Raw genomic sequence first — 7,665 nt, 5'->3', positions numbered from 1 at the left:
TGATATGGCTCAGTTGGTAGAGCGCATCCTTGGTAAGGATGAGGTCCCCAGTTCGACTCTGGGTATCAGCACCATTAAATATTAAAGCCTCCCAATCGGGAGGCTTTTTTGTATCCGCTTTTCTCAGTTTACCGAAATCTGCCTGGCATCGAGATAGAACCGAGCCTGTCCTGAGGCTTCTATCTGAATGGCTGCCACCAGTCGTTCATTGCGGGTGTATTCCCACTGCTTGTCGATCGACGTCAAGGGTGGCTTGTTGATACCCAGTGTCTGCAGATACTCGTGAAACAAGCCTGCGCTGCCGATCTCGGTCAATCCTGCTTTCATCCCAATCAACTCCCTTTTATTGTTGCTGTTTATCAATAGTAACAATCTCATATGTATTCAATATGAACGCTTTTCTATCAAATTGATCCAAGCTAAGTTGTGGATTGAAAAAGCCGTTGGTGTTTGAAAAAAGGAAGCAAAAACATGCTGATAAAGAACCTGCGTCTGGTCGGCAGGGAGGGGATGTGGCAGATCCTCTGCCAGGATGGCCTGATCCGTGCCATCGAACCCATGAGCACCCATCTGCTCGCAGCCCATGAGCTTGATGGTGAGGAGGGGCTCGCCATCGCCCCTTTTATCGAGCCTCACATCCATCTTGATACCACCCAGACGGCCGGTGAGCCGAGCTGGAATCTCTCCGGCACCCTGTTCGAGGGGATCGAACGCTGGGCCGAGCGCAAGGCACTGCTGACCCACGAGGATGTGAAGCAGCGGGCTATCCAGACGCTGAAGTGGCAGATCGCCAACGGCATCCAGTTCGTCCGTACCCACGTGGATGTCTCCGACCCCAACCTGGTCGCCCTGAAGGCGATGCTGGAGGTGCGGGAGGAAATGAAGGAGTGGGTGGATCTGCAGATAGTGGCCTTCCCACAGGAGGGGATCCTCTCCTACCCCAACGGCAAGGTGTTGCTTGAAGAGGCTCTCAAGCTGGGCGCCGACGTGATAGGCGCCATTCCCCATTTCGAGTTCACTCGGGAATACGGGGTCGAAAGTCTGCACTACGTGTTCGATCTTGCCGAGAAGTATCAGGTTCTGGTGGATGTGCACTGCGACGAGATCGATGACGAGCAGTCCCGCTTCATCGAGACGCTGGCGACCCTGGCCTACGAGCGCGGCATGGGCCAGCGGGTGACCGCCAGCCACACTACCGCCATGCACTCCTATAACGGCGCCTATGCGTCGCGCCTGTTCCGGCTGCTGAAGATGGCAGATATCAACTTCGTCGCCAACCCGCTGGTGAACATCCACCTGCAGGGGCGCTTCGACAGCTATCCCAAGCGTCGCGGCATCACCCGGGTGAAAGAGATGCTGGAAGCCAACATCAATGTCTGTTTCGGCCATGACGACGTGTTCGATCCCTGGTATCCCATGGGCACCGCCAACATGCTGCAGGTGCTGCACATGGGGCTGCATGTCTGCCAGATCATGGGCTACGAGCAGATCAACGACAGCCTCAAGCTGATCAGCAGCCACAGTGCACGCACCCTGAACGTGCAGGATCGCTGCGGCATCGAGGTGGGCAAACCGGCCAACCTGCTGATCCTGCCCGCCGAGAACGGCTTTGATGCGGTGCGCCGCCAGGTGGCGGTGCGTTACTCCGTTCGTGGTGGCCGGGTGATTGCGCAAACCACGCCATCCCGCACCTCGATTCATCTCGCTCAGGTCGAGCCGGTCGACTTTCACCGTTGATGCGGGCGATGTCGATTAATTGCCCTGCTGTCCCCCGGGCCTGACATTTTGCATAATGTCGGCCCGATACTATGGAGGCGTGCTCCCATGCAAACCTGGTTATATGTTGCCGCCGGCGGGGCCATCGGCGCCTGTCTGCGCTTTGGTATCGCCGAACTGATGGCGCTGCTGTTGGGACGTCATTTCCCCTATGGCACCCTGATGGTCAACGTGGTCGGCTCCTTCATCATGGGCATTGCCTTTGCGCTGATCAGCCATGGTCATGTGGTGGAGCACCCGCTGAAACCGCTGCTGATGGTGGGTATCCTCGGCGCCCTGACTACCTTCTCCTCCTTTGCGCTGGATACCGTGGTACTGGCCCAGCAGGGGGCCTATCTGAAAGCCGCCCTCAATATCGGCCTCAACCTGTTTCTCTGTCTGGCCATGGTAGTGCTGGGGATGCAGTTGGTCGCCAGCCGGGTTTAAGGTGTCCGCACGCCATTGGCTCTGGTAAACTGGCGGCCATTCTTTGCTCTATGGGTGTTTAAGGGATGTCAGAACAGACTACGACAACGCATTTTGGCTTTAAAACCGTGGCCTCGACCGAGAAGGAAACCCTGGTCGCCGGCGTCTTCCATTCGGTGGCAGCCAAGTATGATCTGATGAACGATCTGATGTCGTTCGGCATCCACCGCCTGTGGAAGCGCTTCACCATCGACTGCTCCGGCGTACGCAAGGGTCAGAAGGTGCTGGATCTGGCCGGTGGTACCGGCGATCTGACCGCCAAGTTCTCCCGCATCGTCGGCGAGACCGGTCAGGTGGTGCTGGCGGACATCAACGACTCCATGCTCAAGGTGGGCCGCGACAAGCTGCGCAATCAGGGAGTGGCCAACAACGTCTCCTACGTACAGGCCAATGCCGAGGCGCTCCCGTTCCCTGACAACCATTTCGACGTCATCACCATCGGCTTCGGCCTGCGCAACGTCACCGACAAGGACAAGGCGCTCGCCTCCATGTTCCGGGTGCTCAAGCCGGGTGGCCGCCTGCTGGTGCTGGAGTTCTCCAAGCCGGTCAGCGAAGTGATCGCCAAGCTGTACGATCTCTACTCCTTCAAACTGCTGCCGAAAATGGGCGAAATCGTTGCGAACGACAGCGAAAGCTACAAATACCTGGCGGAGTCGATCCGCATGCATCCGGATCAGCAGACTCTGGCAGGCATGATGGAGAATGTCGGTTTCGAGCAGGTTGAGTTTTACAACCTGACCCAGGGCGTGGTCGCCCTGCACCGCGGTTACAAGTTTTAAGGTCGCCTATGCCGATGGATGCCATGGTCACCGCGGTGATCGAAACCAGCCTCAACCAGCTGCTGACGCTCGACAAGCAGAGTCCGGAGCGGCTGCGCAAATTGACGGGCAAGGTACTCAAGCTGGAGCTGCGCGAGCTCAAGCCACTCTGGTTTGTCTTCTCCGAGCGCCGGCTGGATGTGCTGGCCAAATTCGAAGGGGAGGCCGATGCGGTGCTGAGCCTCTCCCTGACCGCGCTCGGCCTGCTCAAGGATCCCTCCGCCCTGACCCGCTACATCCGCGAGGAGAAGCTGGATCTGAGCGGCGACCCTCAGCTGGTGCAGGCGTTCAGCGTGTTGTTGGGCGAGCTGAATATCGACTGGGAAGAGGAGCTGTCCCGTTATACCGGCGATGTGCTGGCCCACACCCTGCTGCGCGGTGCCAGTCAGGCACGCCGGCTGCTGGGACGTGAATTGTGCCGCAGCCAGCGTCAGCTGGCCGAATACCTGACCGAAGAGATCCGGCTTGCGCCGGGTCCGCTGGAAGTGGCCAGCTTCAACGACGATGTTGAGTTGCTGGCCCAGCAGATGAAAGCGGTCGAGCTGCGGCTGGCCCGCTTCGAGCAGCAGGTAGCCTGATGACCCCGAAGGAGTTCAAGCGCCTCTATCGCATCATCAGCATCCTGCTGGAGCAAGGCATCGACGAGCTGGTGCCCGCCCGTTACCAGCCCTGGCCCGGCCGGCTGGCCCGTCGCAGCCTGTTCTGGCTCAAGAACAAACGTCAGGGGCTGAATCGCGGTGCCCGCATCCGGCTCGCCTTCGAGGCGCTCGGCCCCATCTTCATCAAATTCGGTCAGATGCTTTCGACCCGGCGCGATCTGCTGCCGCCGGACATCGCCGAGGAGCTGGCACTGCTGCAGGACAGGGTGCCCCCCTTCTGTGGTCAGGCGGCCCGCCGCCAGATCGAGGCGAGCCTGGGTTGCACCATCGAGACCCTGTTTGACGATTTCGACGAGACACCGCTGGCGTCGGCCTCCATCGCCCAGGTGCATACCGCCCGGCTGAAGGAAAACGGCCGCGAGATCGTCATCAAGGTGATCCGTCCCGACATCGAGCCGGTCATCGAGGCCGACCTGCGGCTGATGCAGGCGCTGGCCCGTCTGGTGGCCCGTTTCGTGCCCCAGAGCGGACGACTGCGCCCCATCGAGGTGGTGGAAGAGTATCGCAAGACCATCCTCGACGAGCTCAACCTGATGCGGGAGGCGGCCAACGCCATCCAGCTGCGCCGCAACTTCACCGGCTCCGAGGCGCTCTACGTGCCCGAGGTGTTCACCGAGCACTGCCGCGAGCAGGTGCTGGTGATGGAGCGGATCTACGGCATTCCGGTCTCCGACATTGCGGCGCTGGAGGCCAACGGCACCAACATGAAGCTGCTGGCCGAGCGCGGGGTGGAGGTGTTCTTCACCCAGGTATTCCGCGACAGCTTCTTCCACGCCGACATGCACCCGGGCAACATCTTCGTCTCCTACGAACATCCGGAAAACCCACTCTGGATCGGCATTGACTGCGGTATCGTCGGCACCCTCAACCGGGAAGACAAGCGCTACCTGGCCGAGAACTTCCTCGCCTTCTTCAACCGTGACTACCGCCGGGTGGCCGAGTTGCACGTGGAGTCCGGCTGGGTGCCGCCCGATACCAAGGTGGACGAGTTCGAGTTCGCCATCCGCACCGTGCTGGAGCCCATCTTCGAGAAGCCGCTGTCCGAGATCTCGTTCGGCCACGTGCTGCTCAACCTGTTCAACACCGCGCGCCGCTTCAACATGCAGGTGCAGCCGCAGCTGGTGTTGCTGCAGAAGACCCTGCTCTATGTGGAGGGGCTGGGTCGCCAGCTCTACCCGCAGCTCGATTTGTGGCAGACCGCCAAGCCCTATCTGGAAAACTGGATGTACCAGCAGGTGGGACCCAAGGCGGTGTGGAATGCCATCAAGGAGAAGGCGCCATTCTGGGCGGAAAAGCTGCCGGAACTGCCGGAGCTGGTCTACGAGACCCTGCGCCAGACCCGTCATCAGCAGCGCCACTTCGACCAGATGTTTGCCGATTTTCGCCGGCACAGTCGCCGCCAGGGTCAGGCTCGCTACCTCTTAGGGGTTGGAGCCAGCCTGCTATTGGCCGGTGTATTCTTGCTGACCCAAAAACAACATATTGAGTGGGGACAAATCAGCCTCGCCGGCGCCGGGTTATGCTGGCTGCTGGGTTGGTTGCGAACCCGTTCTCATTAAATAAACTGCGCCAGCAGGCGCCTGTTCTGGAGAGAAAGTCATGGGTGGTATCAGTATTTGGCAATTGTTGATCATCGCAGTCATCGTCGTGCTGCTGTTCGGTACCAAGAAACTGCGCGGCATCGGCGGTGATCTGGGCGCCGCGGTCAAGGGCTTCAAGAAGGCGCTGTCCGACGAGCCGGAGACCAAGTCCGAGCAGAAGGATGCCGAGTTTCCGCCGAAACAGCTGAATGAAGCGGCCGGTCAGCCTAGCGATGCTGCCAAGCAGAAAGATAAAGATCAGGCCTAAGCCATGTTCGATATCGGTTTCTGGGAGCTGGTTGTCATTGGTGTCGTCGCCCTGGTGGTGCTCGGCCCCGAGCGGCTGCCCGTGGCGATCCGTACCGCCAGCCACTGGATCAGACTGATCCGCAGCACCGCCAACTCGGTCAAGGCCGAGCTGGAGCAGGAGCTCAAGTTGCAGGATCTGCACAACGACCTGAAGAAGGCCGAACAGTTGCAGATGAACAACCTGAGCCCCGAGCTGCAGGAGTCTATCGAGCAGCTGAAAACGGCCGCACAATCGGTGACCCGTCCATACGAACAACAAAATACCATCCAGCCAGCGCCGGCCGCCGCCGAGGTGAAGGAGGAGCCCGCAGCCCCCGTCAGTGTGGCGACACCTGATGAGGAGCCTACCGTGATCCCCGCCGCAAGTGCCCAGCCGAGCGCCAAACAAGGGGAGGTGAAGCCATGAGTCAGGCCGAACAACCCCTGATCAGCCATCTGGTCGAGCTGAGAACGCGCCTGCTGCGCTCCATCTCGGCCATCCTGCTGGTGTTCATCGCGCTGATCTACTTCTCCAACAACATCTACGACTTCGTGGCCCAGCCGCTGCTGAGTCAGTTGCCGGAAGGGACCAGCATGATAGCGACGGATGTGGCGACCCCCTTCCTGACGCCGATCAAGCTGACCCTGGTGGTCTCCTTCTTTGTGGCGATCCCCTATCTGCTCTATCAGGCCTGGGCCTTCATCGCCCCCGGTCTGTACCAGCATGAACGGCGCCTGATCATGCCGCTGGTCGCCTCCAGTGCCGTGCTGTTCTATGCCGGCATGGCGTTCGCCTACTACGTGGTGTTCCCGCTGGTGTTCGGTTTCTTCACCAGCACCGCGCCCGCCGGGGTGACGGTGGCGACCGACATCGCCAGCTATCTGGACTTCGTACTGACCCTGTTCTTCGCGTTCGGGGTGGCGTTCGAAATTCCGGTGGCCACCATACTGCTGTGCTGGACCGGGGTGACCAGTCCCAAGAGCCTGCGGGAGAAGCGTCCCTACGTCATCGTCGGGGTGTTCGTGGTCGGCATGCTGTTGACGCCGCCCGATGTCTTTTCCCAGACCCTGCTCGCGATCCCCATGTGGGGCTTGTGGGAGATAGGTCTGTTCTTCGCCCGCTTCTACGTGAAAGAAGAGAGCGAAGAGAAGCAGGAACAGACTGAAGAGGGGAGCTAAGGCTCCCTTCCTCTTTTCATGCTCCCGTTCGAGGCGTATGGTAAGGCCCCATTGAGTAGATGGTTTTCAAATACCTGATATGTCTTCCTTTTGTTCGGACCCGCTGACCCCATGATCGACATAGGTGTAAACCTGACCAGCAACCAGTTTGCCGATGAACAGGCCGATCTGGTGGCCCGCGCCCGCGCCACCGGGGTGGAGGCGCTGATCCTGACCGGCACCGATCTGGTCGGCAGCCGCGAGAGCGCCACCCTTGCCGCCCGCTGGCCGGGTTACTGTTTCTCCACCGCCGGGGTCCACCCCCACGATGCCAAAAGCGTCGATGAGGTGACCCTGCCCGCCCTGCGCGAGCTGGCGGCGCTGCCACAGGTGGTGGCCATCGGTGAGTGCGGGCTCGACTACAATCGCGACTTCTCGCCCCGTCCGGTGCAGGACGCGGTATTCGACGCCCAGCTGGCGCTGGCCGCCGAGCTCGGGATGCCGGTGTTTCTCCACTGCCGCGATGCTCACGCCCGTTTCATCGAAATCCTGCGCCCCTGGCTGCCCAAGCTGCCGGGGGCCGTGCTGCACTGCTTCACCGGCTCCGACGAGGAGCTGGACCAGTGTCTGGCGCTGGGGCTGCATATCGGGGTGACCGGCTGGCTGTGCGACGAGCGTCGCGGCCAGCTGCTGCGCGAGCAGGTGGCCCGCATTCCGGCTGGCCGGCTGATGATCGAGACCGATGCTCCCTATCTGGTGCCGCGGGATCTGAAGCCCAGACCAAAACGCAACGAACCCGCTTTTTTGCCGCACATCGCCCAGGTGGTGGCGGCCTGCCGTGGTGAAGCGCCCGAGGCCTTGCTGGCCCACACCCGGGCCACCTCCGCCGCGTTCTTCCAACTTCCTCTTCAGGAGTGATTC

10 protein-coding genes are annotated in these 7,665 nt (G+C 60.7%); 9 read left to right on the top strand and 1 reads right to left on the bottom strand.

Annotated features, from left to right (window positions below):
- Window positions 1–123: 123 nt before the first annotated feature.
- Window positions 124–378 (bottom strand): hypothetical protein, encoded by a 255-nt coding sequence (locus PG881_RS19610; RefSeq protein WP_016348944.1) that lies wholly within the window; start codon window positions 376–378, stop codon window positions 124–126.
- Window positions 379–471: 93 nt separating this feature from the next.
- Here PG881_RS19610 and PG881_RS19605 point away from each other — a divergent pair, with 93 nt between their 5' ends.
- From PG881_RS19605 to PG881_RS19565, 9 genes are all read left to right on the top strand, one after another.
- Complete coding sequence (locus PG881_RS19605) at window positions 472–1,737, top strand: cytosine deaminase (protein WP_270802271.1); 1,266 nt, start codon at window positions 472–474, stop codon at window positions 1,735–1,737.
- Window positions 1,738–1,824: 87 nt separating this feature from the next.
- Window positions 1,825–2,202 carry a fluoride efflux transporter CrcB gene (gene crcB, locus PG881_RS19600; protein WP_016348946.1) on the top strand — a complete coding sequence of 126 codons (378 nt, stop codon included), beginning with the start codon at window positions 1,825–1,827 and terminating at the stop codon, window positions 2,200–2,202.
- Window positions 2,203–2,267: 65 nt separating this feature from the next.
- Window positions 2,268–3,020, top strand: a complete 753-nt coding sequence (gene ubiE, locus PG881_RS19595) for a bifunctional demethylmenaquinone methyltransferase/2-methoxy-6-polyprenyl-1,4-benzoquinol methylase UbiE (RefSeq protein ID WP_270802269.1) — start codon at window positions 2,268–2,270, stop codon at window positions 3,018–3,020.
- Window positions 3,021–3,028: 8 nt separating this feature from the next.
- Window positions 3,029–3,637 carry a ubiquinone biosynthesis accessory factor UbiJ gene (locus PG881_RS19590; RefSeq protein ID WP_270802267.1) on the top strand — a complete coding sequence of 203 codons (609 nt, stop codon included), beginning with the start codon at window positions 3,029–3,031 and terminating at the stop codon, window positions 3,635–3,637.
- Window positions 3,637–5,277: a ubiquinone biosynthesis regulatory protein kinase UbiB gene (gene ubiB / locus PG881_RS19585; RefSeq protein ID WP_011704118.1), complete on the top strand. Its 1,641-nt coding sequence runs from the start codon at window positions 3,637–3,639 to the stop codon at window positions 5,275–5,277. Before PG881_RS19590 ends, ubiB begins: the two co-directional genes overlap by 1 nt.
- A 40-nt stretch (window positions 5,278–5,317) precedes the next feature.
- A complete protein-coding gene (tatA, locus tag PG881_RS19580) occupies window positions 5,318–5,566 on the top strand; it encodes a Sec-independent protein translocase subunit TatA (RefSeq protein ID WP_011704119.1) in 249 nt (82 codons plus the stop codon).
- A gap of 3 nt (window positions 5,567–5,569) precedes the next feature.
- A complete protein-coding gene (gene tatB / locus PG881_RS19575; protein ID WP_270802265.1) occupies window positions 5,570–6,013 on the top strand; it encodes a Sec-independent protein translocase protein TatB in 444 nt (147 codons plus the stop codon).
- Window positions 6,010–6,765: a twin-arginine translocase subunit TatC gene (tatC, locus tag PG881_RS19570; RefSeq protein WP_011704121.1), complete on the top strand. Its 756-nt coding sequence runs from the start codon at window positions 6,010–6,012 to the stop codon at window positions 6,763–6,765. The genes tatB and tatC overlap by 4 nt, the downstream gene beginning before the upstream one ends.
- 111 nt (window positions 6,766–6,876) lie before the next feature.
- On the top strand, window positions 6,877–7,662 hold the full coding sequence (locus PG881_RS19565; protein ID WP_270802263.1) for a TatD family hydrolase: 786 nt from the start codon (window positions 6,877–6,879) through the stop codon (window positions 7,660–7,662).
- The last annotated feature ends 3 nt before the right edge of the window (window positions 7,663–7,665 follow it).

It is taken from the genome of Aeromonas sp. QDB54, from assembly GCF_027707385.1.
Taxonomy (GTDB): Bacteria; Pseudomonadota; Gammaproteobacteria; order Enterobacterales; family Aeromonadaceae; genus Aeromonas; species Aeromonas hydrophila.
Note: the sequence above shows the minus strand (reverse complement) of the source record. Positions and strands in the feature narration are given on the sequence as shown.